We start from the raw sequence: 16,669 nt of genomic DNA, 5'->3' as shown, positions 1-16,669 counted from the left end.
CCTTCAGTCGACGATCTTGGCGACGGCGGCGTCGAGGTCAGTGCGGGACTCGGCGACTTTCAGCCTGTGTTGAGTCACCCACTCGCAGTCCTGCTGCAGTTCATTGCGGGCTATCGACAACAACCTCTGGACTTCGTCCGGGCCCACTCCACCCGCAGAGATACGGGTTTCAACAAACCGCCGCGGGTTCAAGGCGTCGCGGACCTGCGCATCCGAATACCCGAGCGGTGAACCTATGGTTTCCACCGCCGCTTGATCCAGTGCCGCACCGGTGACCATTCCCGGCGAGACGCCGGCGAGCAAGCAGTTACGGACCAGGCGTGCCACGACGTGGTGGACCTGGCGGAACGAGATGCCACGATCGCGAACGACAACGTCGGCGAGGTTGCTGGCGGTACACCAGCTTCCGGACAGCAGGGCCGCCATCCGGTCTTCATGCACCACCAGCGTTTCGATGATGCCGGTAAAGAGGTCCAGCATCCCCTCTGTGATCTCGAGCGCCTCATGAATCAACGGCAGGTCGCGCATGGCCTGATCGCCGGTCCCTTCGGACCTGAACGTCGCCAGTGCCGTGCTGAGCCAGGTAACGGAGCCCCCCGCGGCCTTTTTAATGGTTTCCAGGCCACTGGGGTTTTTCTTCTGCGGGAAGATGCTGCTGGTACCGCAATAGCCATCGTGGCTCTCTACGGTCGCGAATTCGACACTCGACCAGATGTGCAAGTCGGTCGCGAGATCGTTCAGGTCAGCCATGACGAATGACAACGCGCCGATAGTCTCTGCGGCGTACCACGCTTCCCGGCCCAGCTTGGAGTTTTCCACCAGACTGTCGAAACCCAGCAAATGGGCGGTGCGACCGCGGTCCAACGGCCAGGACGTACCCGCCAGGCCGACTGCGCCAAGAGGATTACGATTGACCCTGCCGTAGGCATGCGTCAGGCGGCTGAAGCTGTCGTGCAACCTCGAGGTAAAGCTCAGCAGGTAGTGGCCAAAGACCCAGGGCTGAGCATGCTGCATATGGGTATAGCCCGGCATGATGGTGCCCGAATGCTGTGCGGCTTTCTGGATCAGCGCAACCTGGAATTCATTGATACGATCCAGGACGGCCAGAATGCGCTTGCGGTCGTACAGGCGACGCACCGTTGCACCCTGGTCGATACGACTGCGGCCTGTATGCATTTGGCCCGCTGAATCTTCACCAATTCTAGAGAACAGGTAGGATTCGACTTGCAGCAGAAAGCTGCCTTTCCTTACATCAAATGGAAAGTCCGAGGGAGACATATCGCGTATCCGTCGCAGCTCCGCCAGGATGGCCTGGCCGACTGATTCAGACAGGATCTGCTGCTCGACGAGCATCACCGTATGCGCTAAATCAACTTCCACGAATTCATGAAACTGGCGCTTCTCGGTTTCAAGCGCCGGAATATCATGATATTTGACCATGCGCTCAGCAGCGGGTGCACTCAGGCGAGCATCGGTCAATAGGATTTCGTTGGCATGTGCATGGGCATTCGACATTTTAAATCACCGCTCGATAAGTTCTACATTCTTGAAATCGATGGTCCCTTCGTAATCAACATCCAGGCCATTCAAATCTTTACGCACGCCGATAATCTGCTCTTGGTCAAACAGCGGCAGATTGTCTGGATCCTGTTCCCACAGGATCTGTTGTATCTGACCGTAATAAGCCATGCGTTGTTTTTGATCCAGTTCACGCGAGGCAAGCTGGAGGAGTTTGTCTACATCGGGGTTGCTATATCCGGTCAGATTCTGCGGATCACCGGTGGACAACTTGCGTCGCAGGCGAATGTCGGCATCCGAGATACCAGTACCCAGTAACCACATGTTCGCATCGTTGGTACCTTTGCCCGTGCCCTTCCCCGGGTCGGGACGATACAAACTTTTTTGATACGTGGCCCATTCCCATACTTTGAACTCGGTTTTCAATCCAACGGCATTGAGATAGCCTTGAACAACCTCGGCGACTTGGCGATCCTTGGTATAACGACCCGCCGGGGTCCACATGACAATGGTTCCCGGGTAGCCACCCGGATAGACTTCGTTAATGATTTTCTTCGCCGCATCAGGGTCGTACTTCACCGGTGTAAATGCACGTCGCGCTTGCGTTCCTTCTGGAAATGGCCCCGTAGGAACTTTGCCATAGCCAAGCAGTACCTTGTTGACCAAGGCCTGGCGATCAATGGCCATGCTGACCGCGCGGCGTATACGCGCATCGTCGAATGGCGGCTTGGTCAGGTTCATTTCGAAAAACACCTGAAATGTACTGGGCACCCGGAGCAATGTTGACTTGTTAAGTTCCTTCAACTCGATAGCGGCTTCTGGCGACAAGTTAGCGGCGACATCAGCATTTTTGGTCCGAAGTTCGATGACTCTTGAAGAATCTTCCCTGACCGGACGGAACACTATTTTTGATGGTTTGCCACCGACGCCATGAAACAAGGTATTTTTTTCAATAACGGCCTGGTCATTGGGTATCCAGCTATCAAAAATATAGGGACCGGTACCGACTGGATGATGCCCATAGGCCCGCCCGTATTTTGCAACGGCTGCCGGGCTATTGATCGACGAGGATTCTTTCGCCAGAAGTTCCAGCATGGTGGGGGAAGGATTTTTTGTCGTGACCCTGACCTGATACGGCGATAAGGCATCCACCGACAGGATATCCGCATAATAGGAACGATGCGGAGAACCCAGCTTGGGGTCGCGAATTCTGTCTAAATTAAACTTCACCGCCTCGGCGTTGAAATCGGTACCGTCATGAAACTTTATTCCCTGCCTCAGCACAAATGTCCATTGTTTGCCATCTTCAGACCTGGACCATGATTCTGCCAGATCAGCTACAAAGTTAGAGCGGTCGCGACGTCCCAGGCGATTAATCTGTTGAACAGGTGATCGATCACATTATAGGACGGGACACTACGGGAAATGGCGGGGTCCAAAGTATCAATATCAGAACCTTGAACGAAGGTTAATTGTTCCATCTGTTTAGCGTTGGCGACAGACAACAAACCTGCCGACAACCCGATGATGCCTGGAACAGCAAAACAACGTATGAGCACTGCCAGGATATTTACGCGCCTCATAATCTTTCTCGCTCGATAACTCTCGTGGAAACTCATGGCGACTACGCCACACCAATCTCAATCAAGCGTTGCGCGATTTCGGATCGATGTAGTCCCGCAGTGCATCGCCAACAATGTTGAAGCTCAATATGGTCAAGACGAGGGCGCATCCAGGCGCGATCAAGACATAGGGGTGTGTGGTCAACAAAGGCCGCGACTCGGAAATCATCGAACCCCACTCCGGCGTTGGTGGAGGTGGGCCAAGACCCAGGAAGCTAAGCCCGGAACCAATGAGGATTGCTTCGGCCAGCGATACGGTTGCCTGAATGATGACCAACGAGCCAATGTTGGGCAGGATATGCACCAGCAACAACCGTAGATCGCCGACACCGATAGATTTGGAGGCCAGTACAAATTCCCTGTTTCTCAATGCCATGACAGGCCCGGCAAAGAAACGGACATAAATCGGAATGCTCGAAATGGCAATGGCCAGCGTCAGACTTAATATGCTATTGCCCGCAACGGTAATGACCAGGATAGCGACCAGCGTCCTGGGGAATGCGATCATGGAGTCCATGACTCGCATCACCAGACTGGCGATGGCACCGTTGTAATACCCGCAAGCAGCACCCACCGAGACGCCGACAAGCATTGCAATGCCCACACTGGAGACCGCGACAGTGAGCGTAATGCGCGCGCCCCACAAGACGCGTCCCAACAAGTCTCTGCCCAGTTGATCAGTTCCGAGCAAGGATTCGGTTCCAGGCCCGATAAGCGACTTGGACAAGTTGATTTTGGTTACCGAATCCCAGTCGAACAGAAAAGGCGCGCAGAGTGCAGCCGCCACCATGACCAGGATAACCACAAAGGCACTCAGTGCGAACCAGCGTTTATTGGATATAAGGAAGCTGATAAAGCCCAACCGACGTTTTTTCGGCAGTAGCATGTCAGCCTCAGTTGTAACTGATGCGAGGGTCGAGGATGCCATATACGAGGTCCACCATTAAATTGATAATAACGACTAAGGCCGCAAACACAAGGACGGTGCCTTGGACTACATAAATGTCTCGAGCCATAATTGCATCAATCAGGAATCGCCCCATGCCCGGCCAGGCAAATACGGTTTCGACAATAACGGCGCCGCCCAGCAGTCGACCGAAGTCCATCCCAAAGACCGTAACAAGCGGGATCGACGCGTTGGAAAGCGCATGTTTGAGGACAACTTTGTAAGCGGGTACACCTTTCGCATAGGCGGTACGGATATAATCTTCTTTCAGCACATCCATCATCGTGGATCGCGCCAACCGCGAAAACGTTGCAACATAAGGCAGGCCAAGCGTCAAGGCCGGTAATATCAAATGCTGCCACCCGCCTCTACCGGTTGGCGGGAGCCACCCCAGGTTCGCCGAAAATATCGACATCAATATAAGCCCGAGCAGGAAGCCGGGCATTGATATACCGAGCACTGCAACCGTAGTCAGCGAACTGTCAAGAAATCCCCTGGGCCTTAGAGCGGCGATAATACCGAGTGGCACGCCAATGATAACAGCGAGCAACATGCCCGCTGCCGTTAGTTCAATAGTGGCTGGGAGTGTTCGTGCAATGCCTTCCAGTACCGGAGTAAACGTCTGGAACGATTCTCCAAAGTCACCGGTGGCAATTTTCTTTACATAAATGATGTACTGGGTTACGAGTGGTTGATCCAACCCGTAGTTTTGCCGTATTTGCGCAACGTCCTCTTCAGTCGCATCAGGTCCAGCCGCTAATTGAGCCGGATCGCCCGGAATGAAATGCATGACCAGGAATACCACAATGGATACTCCCACTAGCATCGGTAGCAGGAGTAATAACCTGCGGATGGTATAATTCAGCACGAGCTGCCCTCTTTTTATTTTACATCAGCGGTACTCGGCACTTATTGCCGGGCTATGCTGTTTGCTAAAACTACGCGAGTAAAATCATCGCTCTGTACCCTCGCCATATCAAACCTGTAACGTGTTGGACGCACATAACAAAATGTTATACCTTCAGCGGCTGGTACCCCCCCACGACCGGCCGAGCGCTACGATGAAGCTGAATCCCCGCCAACTGGAAGCCTTTCGAACAGTCATGCTCACGGGTAGCATGACCATTGCCGCTGAAGCGCTACAGATAACCCAACCCGCTGTCAGCAGACTCATACGCGACCTTGAAACCGTACTTTCTCTTCGGCTGTTTCGCCGAGAGGGCAACCGCCTCATTCCTGGCGCTGAAGCTCAGTTCTTATACGCAGAAGTCGATAAGTTCTATCAGGGTATCGAGCGAATCGAGCGCATTGCCGAGGACCTGGTATCGCTCCGTACAGGCACATTGCGGATTGGTTCGATGAGTACACTGGGGCTCAGTGTCGTGGCCGAAGGTGTTTGTCGCTTCGCACGAAAACACCCCGAGGTCAGAACGTCTCTGGACGTGCGAAACTCTCTGGGTATCCTGGAACTGACATCGGCAAACCAGATAGATATTGGTTTTGTGCAGATCCCCTCGGGGGACTATCCCGGGATCCAGGCGATCCCCCTGCCCCCCATCAGTGCAGTGTGCGTGATGCCGGTTGACGATGTACTGGCCGCTAAAGAGGTCGTCTCATTGGACGATTTACATGAGCGTCGATTGATTTCACTGAATACCAATAACCCGCTACAGCGCCGGATTACGTCTGCAATGGAGGCTCGCGGTATTGTTGGTTTATCTTGCGTGGAAACCACTGCAGCCCACTCCGCCTGCGGCATGGTGTCCGGCGGGCTGGGAATCGCGGTATGCGATCCCTTCACGGCGTCCTACTCGAAATACCCGGGGATCACGTTCAGAAAACTTGATCAAGACATTCCATTCGAAGTGTCCATGGTGTTTCCCAGTCATCAGCAACGCTCCAAGTTGGCGTCGGACTTTATGCGGGTAATGGAAGGCATCTTCAAATCGGAATTCATTTCCATGATTCCCCGGGAGGCGTATTAAGCCAAACCATTCACGTGATCATCACGGCGGCGAGTATTCCTTTCTAATTGGAATAGTGTTCAGCGTGGCGGCTCACCGAGAGGGTGTCACTGCTCGACTCCCTAACATTCCTAAGGCGAATGTTAGACTTTTCGTTGCCGGTCTTACGCAGGTGACGGTGTGACTTCGGCGGACGGGGCGTCCCGCGTGGGTGCCTCGGAACTGTCCCGCGGGATGACCTGAACCGGCTCCTCCAGGTCATAGGCCGCCATGTCCAGATAGCGTTTTACCCAAGCCCTCTCATAGGCCGGACTGTGAATGCCGTCCAAAATCAGCCCGGAAATGACCAGCAAGACGATACCCATCATCACAAATACCCAGCCCTTACCCAACGTAAAAAATGGCGTGGCTTTAATGACCTCGGTGCAAAGGGCGACCATAAAAGCGACGAGCGAGGCAAAGCCCAGGTTTTGCGACAATGCCGGCCTCGCTGGTTTACCGGTCAGGTCAGCATAGGCCGATAACTCCCGGAGCTTCGCGGCCGTGTAGCCCTCATCACGCAGCGCTTCCAGAAAGAAGGCATAGCAAAGGATGTTTTCCTTACCTAGCGAGGACTGACGGTCGATGGCATGTTCGGCGAACTCCCGTGGATAAACCGTTTGAAGCGCTTTGAGACGGGTGAGATAGAGCGTAAGCGCCCAGGGAAAGAGGACTATGTAGGCGTAGGGAATCAGCGCCGGGTTCTTTATGCCCAGGCCCGCGAACACAACAAGCGGTATTGTTGAAGCCACGGCCGCCCACATGGGCCATAACCTCCGGGCATTTTCGCGCTTGAACAATAGTTTATTAGGTTGTTTTCGACTGCGTTTGTAGAGGACCTTGAGGTCAGCCCATTCCATGAGTTTCATGACCAATCCGTATCTTCAGGGTCGACAGCTGAGCAATAGTTCGTCAGTCACGCTAAGGGAATCACACCAAGATTGCAGCCGTCTACGGTGTTTTCGATTTTGCCATCAGGGGCGGGAGTGCTGCTCGTGGATGAGTTGAGAAAATAGTGGAAAGCGCATGGCCGACTATCGCCAACGTTATGAGCATTACTTGATGCTCAAGGTATCAGCCGCTTCGATTGCGCCGGCCCAGGCGTATCTGAGTCAATTGTTCGAGGGTCGCGAGGGCGATTTCTTTCGCTGTACCGCCGAGGAAGGCAGCAAGGCATTCCTGCATCGATTCGCCGCGGCCGGGGCGGCGATTCGGTATCGGGCGATCCATGACAAAGCGGTCGAGGATATCGTGGCGCTGGATATCGCCCTGGCGCGCAACGACCGTGACTGGTTCGAGACACTGCCGGCGTCCATCGAGCAGCAGCTGATCCTGAAGCTGTATTACGGGCATTTCTTCTGTCACGTCTTCCACCAGGATTACATCGTGCGCAAGGGCCGCGATTGCCAAGCGGTGGAGCATGCAATGTGGGCGCTACTGGATGAACGTGGCGCCGAATACCCGGCAGAGCATAACGTCGGCCATCTCTATCCTGCGAAGGCCGATTTGAAGGCGTTCTATCAAAAGCTGGACCCGTGTAATGCATTCAATCCTGGCGTGGGAAAGACCTCGAAGTGTCGACATTGGCAGGGTGAGGCCTGAACTGACCAGACAAAAAAGCGGCGTGGCTATCGCGCCAGGATGTGTTCGACGAGGGCTTTGTCGTGCAGACCCCTTTGATCCGCTGGTTGAGAAATACCCTTACCAGATCGCAATGTCGTAGGTGAAATAAATCCGATTACTATCGCGGCCACGTGCGAAGTCCGCGCGATAGACATAATTACGCACTTTCACCCCCAGGCCTTTGAATGCACCGCTCTGGATGACGTAAGCCAGTTCAGTGTCACGTTCGGACTCTTTGATCTGGGTGTCGGACTTGCCATCGTTGCCCTTCAGGTAACGGGTCATGAACGTCAGGCCTGGTACACCCAAGGGCGCAAAGTCATAACCGTAGCTGAGCATCCAGGTTTTTTCGTCCTCTTCGATGAACTTGCCGATACCGACGTTACTGAACGAGTACACCGTTGCACCACTGATGTAAGGCAGTCCTGCGGTACCGCTGAGTCTTTGATAACCGCCTCCAAAGGTATGCCCGGCAACCGCGTAAGACAGCTGACCGCTGAGCATCTCGTTATCGATTGTCGAGGCGTAGGCGCGTCCGTCGTCGTGGCTGTTGAAGTAGCGCAGGTCGCCCGTCAACATCCCGGGGCCTAACGGAAAATCGTGCTGGATGCCTGCAAAGTCCTGACGATAAAAGTTTTCCAGCTCGCCATGGAAGTAGCTCAAGCGCGTGTGCTTGCCGAGTTTGTAGTCGCCACCGGCGTAGGTGAAATTCCCGCCTTTGTCGCCGGTGTAACCATCGGCAACGATCGGTACGCTATCGGTGGAATCGCGCAGCTTGAAACGGTCCAGATGGCCCGCTGTCAGGGTCAGGTTATCGATGTCGGTGCTGATGACTTGTCCCCCCTGATAGGTCTGCGGCAGCAAGCGCGCGTCGTTGTAGATCAAAACAGGCGTCTTGGGCAGCAGCGTGCCGTACTTGAGCGTGGTCTTGGCCAGCTTGACCTTGGCCGCGGCCCCGGCACTGGCAAATTCGTCCGCAGCCCGGCCGTCGTCATGCACCGGAAGAAGCCCGGTGCCGCTGCGGCCACGCCCGGAATCGAGCCTGACTCCCAGCAAACCCAAGGCGTCGGCCCCGAAACCCACGACGCCGGGCGTGAAGCCTGACTGAAAATCCAGCAGGAAGCCCTGCGCCCACTCGGTGCGCTCACTTTTAGCCGTGCTGGCCGAACGGGCACTCAAGCCATGCTCATCACGAAAGTTTTCGTTGAAGTAGACATTGCGCAGCTGCAACTTCAGTTTGCTGTCTTCGATGAAATCGCTCGCATCAACACCTGCAATCGGCAACATCCCCAGAAGAGGTAAAAGCGCCCTGCGAGTCAGGAAATGGGTCATATCGAACTACTCTTGTTGTTGTTTTTCAGGATGCAGATATCCGCGCGCCGACGGTCGGGCGCGTGAAATGATCCAGTGGTGAGTCAGGGGTGAATCAGGCGAACAGCGTCAAGGCCCCGGTCAGCAAAGCCAACGCAGTGATCACCAGGGAAGTGAGTACCGCCCATTTCACGGTGGCACGCTGGAAGTCGCCGATATCGCGATCGACCATGCCCACCAGCAGCAGGGTCGAAGCGACAAGCGGGCTCATCAAGTGCACCGGCTGGCCCAGGACCGACGCCCGGGCAATTTCCACCGGGTCGATGCCGTAGGCCGCAGCTGCATTGGCGAGGATTGGTACCACGCCGAAGTAATAGGCGTCGTTGGACAGCACGAACGTCAGCGGCATGCTGGTAATCGCCACCACCAGCGGAAACAGGTGCCCCCAGGACGGTGGAATCCACTCCACCAGCGTCTGTGCCAAGGCATCGACCATTTTAGTGCCAGAGAAAATCCCGGCGAAAACGCCGGCGGCGAACACCAGCAGCACCACGGTCATGGCGTTGCCGGAATGGGCGAGGATGCGTTCCTTTTGAATGTCCAGTTGCGGGTAGTTGATCATCAGCGCCAGGACGAAACCGATCAGGAACAAAATCGCCGAATGGGCCAGGCCCATCACCAGCGCAATCATGACCCCGATCACTAGCAGCAGGTTCACGTAGGCCAGCTTCGGGCGTTTGTGCGGAGTGTCTTCCAGAATGGCCTTGATGTAGCAATCACCACCGCCGCTCTGAAGCAGGGTATTGCCGATCCGCTTGCGTTCGGCGCGCCCCAGCAGAAATGCCGTGAACACCACCCAGGCGGCGCCGCCGATCATGGTCGGCAACAACGGAATGAAATAGTCTCCGGCATCCACGCCCAGCGCAGCAATTGCCCGGGTCGCCGGGCCACCCCAAGGGCTCAAGCCGCTCATGATGCTCAGCGACAGCATGGCAATCGTGGCCAGGATCATCGGGTTCATGCCGATGCGCTTATACAGCGGCAGCATCGCCGCACAGGTGATCATGTAGGTGGTGGTGCCATCCCCATCCAACGCCACAGTCAACGACAGCAGCGCGGTGCCGATGGCGATTTTCATCGGGTCGCCGTTGACCCGCTTGAGAATTTTGCGGATCAGCGGGTCGAACAATCCCGAGTCGATCATCAACCCGAAAAACAGAATCGCGAACAACAGCAGCGCGGCCGACGGTGCGACCATTTTCAGGCCGTCGAGCATCATTTTCCCGGTGGTCCCGCCAAAACCGCCAATCAGGGCAAAGACGATCGGCACCACGGTCAACGCAACGATCGGCGACAAACGCTTGGACATGATCAGGTAGGTGAACACTACCACCATGGCCAGGCCGAGTAAGGCGAGCATAGGGCATCTCTCTTGTTGTTATTGATGGCGAGACCGACGCACAGACGAACGATCCCGAGACTACCAGACGACGCACTCGGTGACGTCTGGTAGCGGGTTGTGACGAGCAGGTTTATGGGTAGCGGTATTAACCCTGTCTGGCGATTTCGGCAGGTTCCCAGGCCTGATCGTCTGCCAGTGGCGTCGGCGCTTTTCCGTCCAGGGTGGCGAGCAGGACCTGACGGTCACAGGCGTTCTCGGAAATCGAGATCACCACGGTCGCCACGGCGTTGCTTGCCAGGCTGGTTAGCGCACGTGCTTCGGACATGAAGCGGTCGATACCGATCAGCAAGGCCAGGCCTGCCAGCGGAATGTCATGGATCACCGTCAGCGTGGAGGCCAATGCCACAAAGCCGCTACCGGTGACCCCTGCTGCGCCCTTGGAGGACAGCAGCATGATTGCCAGCATGGTGAGGGTCTGCGTGAAGGTCAGGTCGATATTGCAGGCCTGTGCAATAAAGATTGCCGCCAGCGACAGGTAGATCGCCGTGCCATCGAGGTTGAACGAATACCCCGTCGGCAACACCAGCCCCACGACGCCTTTCTTGCAACCCAGCGCCTGGAGTTTTTCCAGCATGCGCGGCATCACCGGTTCGGTAGAGGACGTCCCCAGCACCACCAAAAACTCTTCACGCAGGTAGCGCAGCAACTTCCACAGGCTGAAACCATGGGCGCGGCAAATGCTGCCAAGCACCACAAAGACAAAGAAACCGCAGGCGATGTACAACGTCATGATCAACTTCGCCAACGAACCCAGCGAGGTGATGCCGTACTGCCCGACTGTGAACGCCAGCGCCCCGAAGGCACCGATCGGCGCAAAGCGCATCAGGTAGGAAAAGATCTTGAAAACCATCTGCGATGCGGCTTCGAGCACATCGAGTACAGGCTTGCCGCGCTCACCCAGCGATGACAGGGCGAAACCGCAGAGCACGGCGATAAACAAGATGGGCAGCACTTCACCTTTGCTGAACGCACCGATGAAGGTGTCGGGGATGATGTGCATGAAAAACTCGACGACCCCAAGCTTGGCTGCCGACTCCGTGTATTGCGACAACCCTGCGGTGCTCAATTGGCTCGGATCGATATTCATGCCCGCGCCCGGCTTGAACAGGTAGACCGCCACCAGGCCGATGATCAGGCTGATCACCGTCAACCCGAGAAACAGCAGCATGGTCTTGCTCAGCAAGCGACCCAGGGAGCGCTTATCACTCATCCCGGCGATGCCCGTGACGATAGTGCAGAACACCACGGGGGCGATCATCATCTTGATCAGCTTGATGAAGGCATCACCCAGCGGCTTGAGGGCAATGGCCTGTTGAGCCCAGAAATGGCCAACAACGACACCCAGCAGTACCGCGCAGAGGATCTGGAAGTAGAGCGATTTTACGACTTTCATGGCATCACCCATTTTTGGAATTGTTCTGATGCAGGACGACAGTGACTACGCGGGACGACTACCCGGCGAGTCGTTGAGAAACCGGGGCGTAGACAAAGCCGGAAAACAACCTTCGCGCGGTACGAACCACCGAGGCACGGATCGTTTTACCGTCATTCCCGGTGTATGACAGTACGACGTCGATACCACCGCTCGGATGCTCGATTCGCACCTGTTGCAACCGCGGCTCAGCGGTGGAACCGAGCATCTGCGCGACCACACTGCCCTCGCTGACACAGGCCGTGGCCAGACCGATGGAACCGGTAATGGCCAGCGCTCGATGGCAGTTGTGCGGCATGAAGTAACGAACCTGCAACGTGCCTCCCGCCTTGGCTGGCGACACCAGTACAGGCTTGGGGATAACCTTGTCGCTGACATCACCCAGCCCCATGGCCCTGCCCGCCTGCAAACGCAGGGATTCGAGGCGCTGCAGAAAGTCTTTGTCGGCGTCCAGTTCGGCCGGTGTTTCATCACCACGCTTGCCCAGGTGGCACGCCTCGATAATGAGCATCGGCATCGCCATGTCGATGCAGGTCACCGCGATGCCGTCGAAGCAATCCTGGGTGTTGCCGGTAGGAAACAGCTTGCCGGTCTTGCTGCCCGCCGCATCGAGAAATGTCAGTTGAACCGGCGCTGCGCTGCCCGGTACGCCATCGATGACGGTATCGCCTTCATAGCTGACTTTGCCGCCAGGGGTGTGCACTTCAGACGTGACGAAGGTGCCCGTGTTGAGATTGCGGATCCGCACGCGAGTGGAGTTGCCGCCTGCCTTGACCAGGCCCTGCTCGATGGCAAACGGCCCGACCGCGCAAAGCATGTTGCCGCAATTCGGCGCGGTATCCACCCGGCGCTGGGAAACCATGACCTGCACGAACAGGTAATCCACATCGGCATCCGGGTGCAGTGAAGGGCTGACGATGGCCACCTTGCTGGTCTGCGGGCTGCCGCCGCCGATGCCGTCGATCTCCAGCTCGTGACCGGAACCCATGACCGAGAGCAACAGCTCATCGCGTTGCTCAATGGACACCGGAAGATCCCAAGCGAGAAAAACCGGCCCCTTTGAGGTACCGCCGCGCATTAACACACAAGGAATACGTTGCATGGCCCACTCACTCTTGTTGATCAATCGGAGCAATTGATGTCTTGCAAACAAGAGTGACAGGGATGTAATGGTGTTTCCAATGCAAAGATCGGAGCGATTATTGCGTTTCACAAAAGAAATAACTAAGGTTGAACCACTCGATCAGTCCCCTTCCACGGCGAGACGACTAATGGAATATGAGCTTCAGGACATCCGATCTTTCGTGAAAATCGCCGAACTCGGCAGCTTCCACGAAGCGGCCGATGCGCTTCACCTTTCGCAACCCGCGTTGAGTCGGCGGATAAAAAAACTGGAAGAGGGATTGGGCACTGCCCTGCTCGATCGGACCACGCGCAAAGTCAGCCTGACCAGCGTCGGACGTGATTTCTTGCCCAAGGCGCGCAGGTTGCTGGACGATTTCGACGATTCCATTCTGAATATTCGCGAACTGGCAGAACGCCAGATCGGCCGTGTAACCCTGGCCTGCATACCCACCGCGGCGTTTTACTTTCTGCCTTCGGTGATTCGGATCTACAACGAACGCTACCCGAAAATCCGGATCCGCCTTCTCGACCTGAGCGCTAATGAAGGCTTGGAGTCGGTGCTCCGCGGTGAAGCCGACTTCGGTATCAACATGATGAGTGGCCAGCACCCCGACATAGAATTCGTTCCGCTGGTAAACGAGCCGTTCGTATTGGCATGCCGACGCGATCATGAGCTGGCGAAACGCGCCTCGGTAAGCTGGTCCGAGTTGAGCGACTACCGACTGATCGGAGTCGGGCGTCTGAGCGGCAACCGTATGCTCCTGGACCATGCGCTATCAGGGCTGAGCTGGCGTCCCCAATGGTTCTACGAAGTGCAGCATCTTTCTACATCGCTAGGATTGGTCGAAGCGGGTCTCGGGGTGTCAGCGATGCCGAGCCTGGCAATGCCCGCGGGCGATCATCCGACGTTGGTGAGCGTTCCGCTGATCGAACCTGTGGTCAATCGGTCGTTAGGGCTTGTCTATCGACGAGGCGCTTCACTCTCCCCGGCGGCAGAAAAATTCGTCTCGATACTGCTTGAACAGTGGCCGCAGTAACGTCCCCTTACGTAGCCTGATTTTGCAGAAGACGATGCAGCGGGGGGCGGTGCGGCGGTTCCTTTTTGGTTGGGGACCGAATTTCAGCGAATGGTCATTCCAATAACGAAATCAGCCGCGGTTCAATCGAGCCCTCAAGCACCTCAAGCAGCGCCAGCGTCACCGGCAGCTTGAACCTGCGCCGCCCCGCGCTGCCTGGGTTGAGGTACAGCCGTTCGCCGCGCCAGTCTATGCGCGGCTTATGCGAATGGCCGGTGATCACCAGCTTTATCCCGGCATCCAGCTCCGCCGGCACGTCGGCAATGTCATGCACCAGCAAGGTCTGCTTTCATGTGCAGCTCCAGGGCAGGCTCATGATGATGAATACGGATTACCTGAGCCAGCGCGCTCGGGTCGCCACACTAAGCCTGGCCGTCACTTGACCAGGCGCTTTTCCTTGGAAGGCCTGTAGCCAAAATACGAGCTGTAGCACTTGCTGAAATGGCTGGGCGAAACGAACCCGCAGGCCACCAGCACGTCGACCTGGGACAGCTCGGTGTGCTGCAGCAGTCGACCGGGCTTCGGTGATCCGCAGCTCCATGTAATAGCGCTGCGGCGTGGTGCCCAGTTGCTCCTTGAACAGGCGCTCGAGTTGGCGACGCGAGCGGCCGGCGTAGACGGCCAGTTGCTCCAGCTCCAGCGGCTCCTCGAGGTTGGCGTCCATCAGCTTCACCACTTCGCGCAAGGGCGCGCTGACGCAGATGTTTTCAGTGGGTTTGATGCGCCGGTAGCGCGACTCCTCGAACGCCAGGATGTCTTCGATGCCCTCGACCAGGGCTTTGTCGTGCAGGCCCTTGATCCAGTCCAGTGCCATATGGAATGCACCGGAGGGGCTGGACGCCGTGAGCCGGTCGCGATCGATGACATAGGGTTCGCTGCTGACCTGGGTCGCCTTGGCGATTTCGGCGAGCGCGGGGCGATGTTCGGGGTGGATTGCACAGCGATAACCGTCGAGCAGGCCTGCCCTGCCGAGGAACCATGCACCGTTCCACAATCCGGCCAGCGTGACGCCCTGGTCTGTCGCCGCTCGCAACAGGTTGATGAACTCCTCGTTCGCCTTCAGTTCTGTCCTGTAGCCGCCGCAGATGACCAGCAGATCCAGGTCGTGGATCGCAGCAGAATCGAGGCGTGCATCCGGGCGGATCACCAGCCCCAGGTCGCTGACGACTTCTGCGTCGTTCAGGCCGAACGTGCGCGATGAGAACAACCCGGGGCGCAGCAGATTGGCGGTGACAATGGTATCCAGTGCCTGGGTGAACGCAGGCAGCGAGAAGTGCTCGAGCAGCAAAAAGCCCGCTCGAGTCATCTGCGCAGGCTGGCCAGGGCTTTCATTCAGGTAGCGGAGGTTTTTACCCTTCATGCCTCCGCTGAATTGACGTCGTTCGATCAATGTTCGACCCACTCGTTTACGTTAACCAGCCTGTCGCTTGGCGCGCCGGTAATGCGTTCATGCTACCTGCACCAGCGCAAAAAGCCCTAGCGCGATTATGCAACTGACTGCGCAAGTGAATCAGCCACCTTAACGGCCCTGCCACACCTGTGTTACACATCACCTGCCTGTGAATCCCGCGTCCAATGAGGTTGCCAATGCTCCATTCCCCACGCTTACCGCAGCTGCTGACCTGCGCCCTGCTCGGCTTGTTCGCTGGCGGCGCACAGGCCGCCACGCCCGGACCGGCGCCCGAGAGCCTGCAGCCGCTGCTGGCGACGATGAACGAGCGCCTGAACATTGCCGATCTGGTGGCGCTGACCAAGTGGGACAGTGGCAAACCGATCCAGGACAGTGCCCGGGAAGCGCAGGTCATCGCCGACGCGAGGAAGCTGGCCGTGGCGCGCAAGCTGGACCCGAACGACGTCGCCGAATTGGTCAGTGCACAGATGGAGGCCAACAAGTTGGTGCAGTACGGCCTGATCGCGCAATGGCATGCGGCGGGCAAGGCGCCTGACACGCCACGGCCGGATCTCGCCAGGCAGATCAGGCCTCAACTGGATGAGCTGCAGAACCGCCTGTTGCAGCAATACGCCAGGTTCGTGCCCTATCGCACCGACCCCAACTGCCAGGACTGGCTGGCCACGGCGCGATCCGGCCTGATCAAGGACGGTTTGCATGGCCAGGCACTGATACGGGCTACTGGCGAACTGTGTGTTGCTGATCGGTGAGAGTTCCTGGTTGATGCAGCCATTGACGGAGTTAATAGTCACCATTAACTCAATGAAGTTCTCTTAAAAACTCCGGGGCGTAACATCGCCTCCATACCAGACACCTACACCCCGGAGCACACAATCATGAAACGCCAAATCCTTCTCAGCCTCGCTTTCTCGGTTTTTGCAGTGAACGCTTTCGCCGCTACCTCCGCTCACCCGGTTGTCGCTGAGGGCGGCTCGGATCGGTTGATTGAGAGTCGTGTGGCTGAGGGGGGTTCGGATCGGTTGATCGAGAATCGTGTAGCTGCTGATGGTTCGGATCGGTTGATCGAGAATCGTGTAGCTGCTGATGGTTCGGATCGGTTGATCGAGAATCGCGTGGCTGCTGATGGTTCGGATCGGTTGA

At 56.8% G+C, this 16,669-nt stretch carries 14 protein-coding genes and 2 pseudogenes; 5 read left to right on the top strand and 11 right to left on the bottom strand.

What is annotated here, in order from left to right:
- Positions 1-3 precede the first annotated feature (3 nt).
- The 4 genes from argH to BZ163_RS12605 all read right to left on the bottom strand — a co-directional run bounded on the left by argH (position 4) and on the right by BZ163_RS12605 (position 4,954).
- On the bottom strand, positions 4-1,515 hold the full coding sequence (gene argH, locus BZ163_RS12620; RefSeq protein ID WP_128871186.1) for an argininosuccinate lyase: 1,512 nt from the start codon (positions 1,513-1,515) through the stop codon (positions 4-6).
- Positions 1,516-1,521: 6 nt separating this feature from the next.
- Positions 1,522-2,802: an ABC transporter substrate-binding protein gene (locus tag BZ163_RS12615; RefSeq protein ID WP_256578993.1), complete on the bottom strand. Its 1,281-nt coding sequence runs from the start codon at positions 2,800-2,802 to the stop codon at positions 1,522-1,524.
- Positions 2,803-3,162: 360 nt separating this feature from the next.
- On the bottom strand, positions 3,163-4,026 hold the full coding sequence (locus BZ163_RS12610; protein WP_128871185.1) for an ABC transporter permease: 864 nt from the start codon (positions 4,024-4,026) through the stop codon (positions 3,163-3,165).
- Positions 4,027-4,033: 7 nt separating this feature from the next.
- Positions 4,034-4,954 (bottom strand): ABC transporter permease, encoded by a 921-nt coding sequence (locus BZ163_RS12605; protein ID WP_128871184.1) that lies wholly within the window; start codon positions 4,952-4,954, stop codon positions 4,034-4,036.
- A 193-nt stretch (positions 4,955-5,147) separates the two neighbouring features.
- On the opposite strand from BZ163_RS12605, the gene BZ163_RS12600 reads away from it, so the two are divergent.
- Positions 5,148-6,071 carry a LysR substrate-binding domain-containing protein gene (locus BZ163_RS12600; protein WP_128871183.1) on the top strand — a complete coding sequence of 308 codons (924 nt, stop codon included), beginning with the start codon at positions 5,148-5,150 and terminating at the stop codon, positions 6,069-6,071.
- 143 nt (positions 6,072-6,214) lie between these two features.
- On the opposite strand, the gene BZ163_RS12595 is transcribed toward BZ163_RS12600, so the two are convergent.
- A complete protein-coding gene (locus BZ163_RS12595; RefSeq protein WP_256578992.1) occupies positions 6,215-6,958 on the bottom strand; it encodes a hypothetical protein in 744 nt (247 codons plus the stop codon).
- A 157-nt stretch (positions 6,959-7,115) separates the two neighbouring features.
- Here BZ163_RS12595 and BZ163_RS12590 point away from each other — a divergent pair, with 157 nt between their 5' ends.
- On the top strand, positions 7,116-7,691 hold the full coding sequence (locus tag BZ163_RS12590) for a hypothetical protein (protein ID WP_128871182.1): 576 nt from the start codon (positions 7,116-7,118) through the stop codon (positions 7,689-7,691).
- Between the two features lie 99 nt (positions 7,692-7,790).
- On the opposite strand, the gene BZ163_RS12585 is transcribed toward BZ163_RS12590, so the two are convergent.
- The 4 genes from BZ163_RS12585 to BZ163_RS12570 all read right to left on the bottom strand — a co-directional run bounded on the left by BZ163_RS12585 (position 7,791) and on the right by BZ163_RS12570 (position 13,019).
- Positions 7,791-9,044, bottom strand: coding sequence for an OprD family porin (locus BZ163_RS12585; RefSeq protein WP_128871181.1), 1,254 nt, complete (start codon positions 9,042-9,044; stop codon positions 7,791-7,793).
- 94 nt (positions 9,045-9,138) lie between these two features.
- Positions 9,139-10,443: a CitMHS family transporter gene (locus BZ163_RS12580; protein ID WP_128871180.1), complete on the bottom strand. Its 1,305-nt coding sequence runs from the start codon at positions 10,441-10,443 to the stop codon at positions 9,139-9,141.
- 127 nt (positions 10,444-10,570) lie between these two features.
- Positions 10,571-11,890, bottom strand: coding sequence for a dicarboxylate/amino acid:cation symporter (locus BZ163_RS12575; protein WP_128871179.1), 1,320 nt, complete (start codon positions 11,888-11,890; stop codon positions 10,571-10,573).
- Positions 11,891-11,936: 46 nt separating this feature from the next.
- Complete coding sequence (locus BZ163_RS12570; RefSeq protein ID WP_128871178.1) at positions 11,937-13,019, bottom strand: 4-oxalomesaconate tautomerase; 1,083 nt, start codon at positions 13,017-13,019, stop codon at positions 11,937-11,939.
- 169 nt (positions 13,020-13,188) lie between these two features.
- On the opposite strand from BZ163_RS12570, the gene BZ163_RS12565 reads away from it, so the two are divergent.
- The gene (locus BZ163_RS12565; RefSeq protein ID WP_128871177.1) at positions 13,189-14,079 is read left to right on the top strand and encodes a LysR family transcriptional regulator; all 891 of its coding nucleotides are present in this window, start codon (positions 13,189-13,191) and stop codon (positions 14,077-14,079) included.
- A gap of 94 nt (positions 14,080-14,173) precedes the next feature.
- Here the strand turns inward: BZ163_RS12565 and BZ163_RS12560 are convergent.
- Positions 14,174-14,404 (bottom strand): annotated as a pseudogene (locus BZ163_RS12560) (metallophosphoesterase); the annotation flags it as partial.
- 89 nt (positions 14,405-14,493) lie between these two features.
- Positions 14,494-15,478, bottom strand: a pseudogene (locus tag BZ163_RS12555) (GlxA family transcriptional regulator).
- A gap of 227 nt (positions 15,479-15,705) precedes the next feature.
- Here BZ163_RS12555 and BZ163_RS12550 point away from each other — a divergent pair.
- Positions 15,706-16,278: a chorismate mutase gene (locus BZ163_RS12550; protein WP_128871176.1), complete on the top strand. Its 573-nt coding sequence runs from the start codon at positions 15,706-15,708 to the stop codon at positions 16,276-16,278.
- 126 nt (positions 16,279-16,404) lie between these two features.
- The coding region (locus BZ163_RS12545; protein WP_128871175.1) for a hypothetical protein at positions 16,405-16,669 on the top strand (265 nt) is incomplete at its 3' end.

This window comes from Pseudomonas sp. VI4.1, assembly GCF_002029345.1.
GTDB lineage: Bacteria > Pseudomonadota > Gammaproteobacteria > Pseudomonadales > Pseudomonadaceae > Aquipseudomonas.
This window is presented reverse-complemented; position numbering and strand designations above follow the sequence as displayed.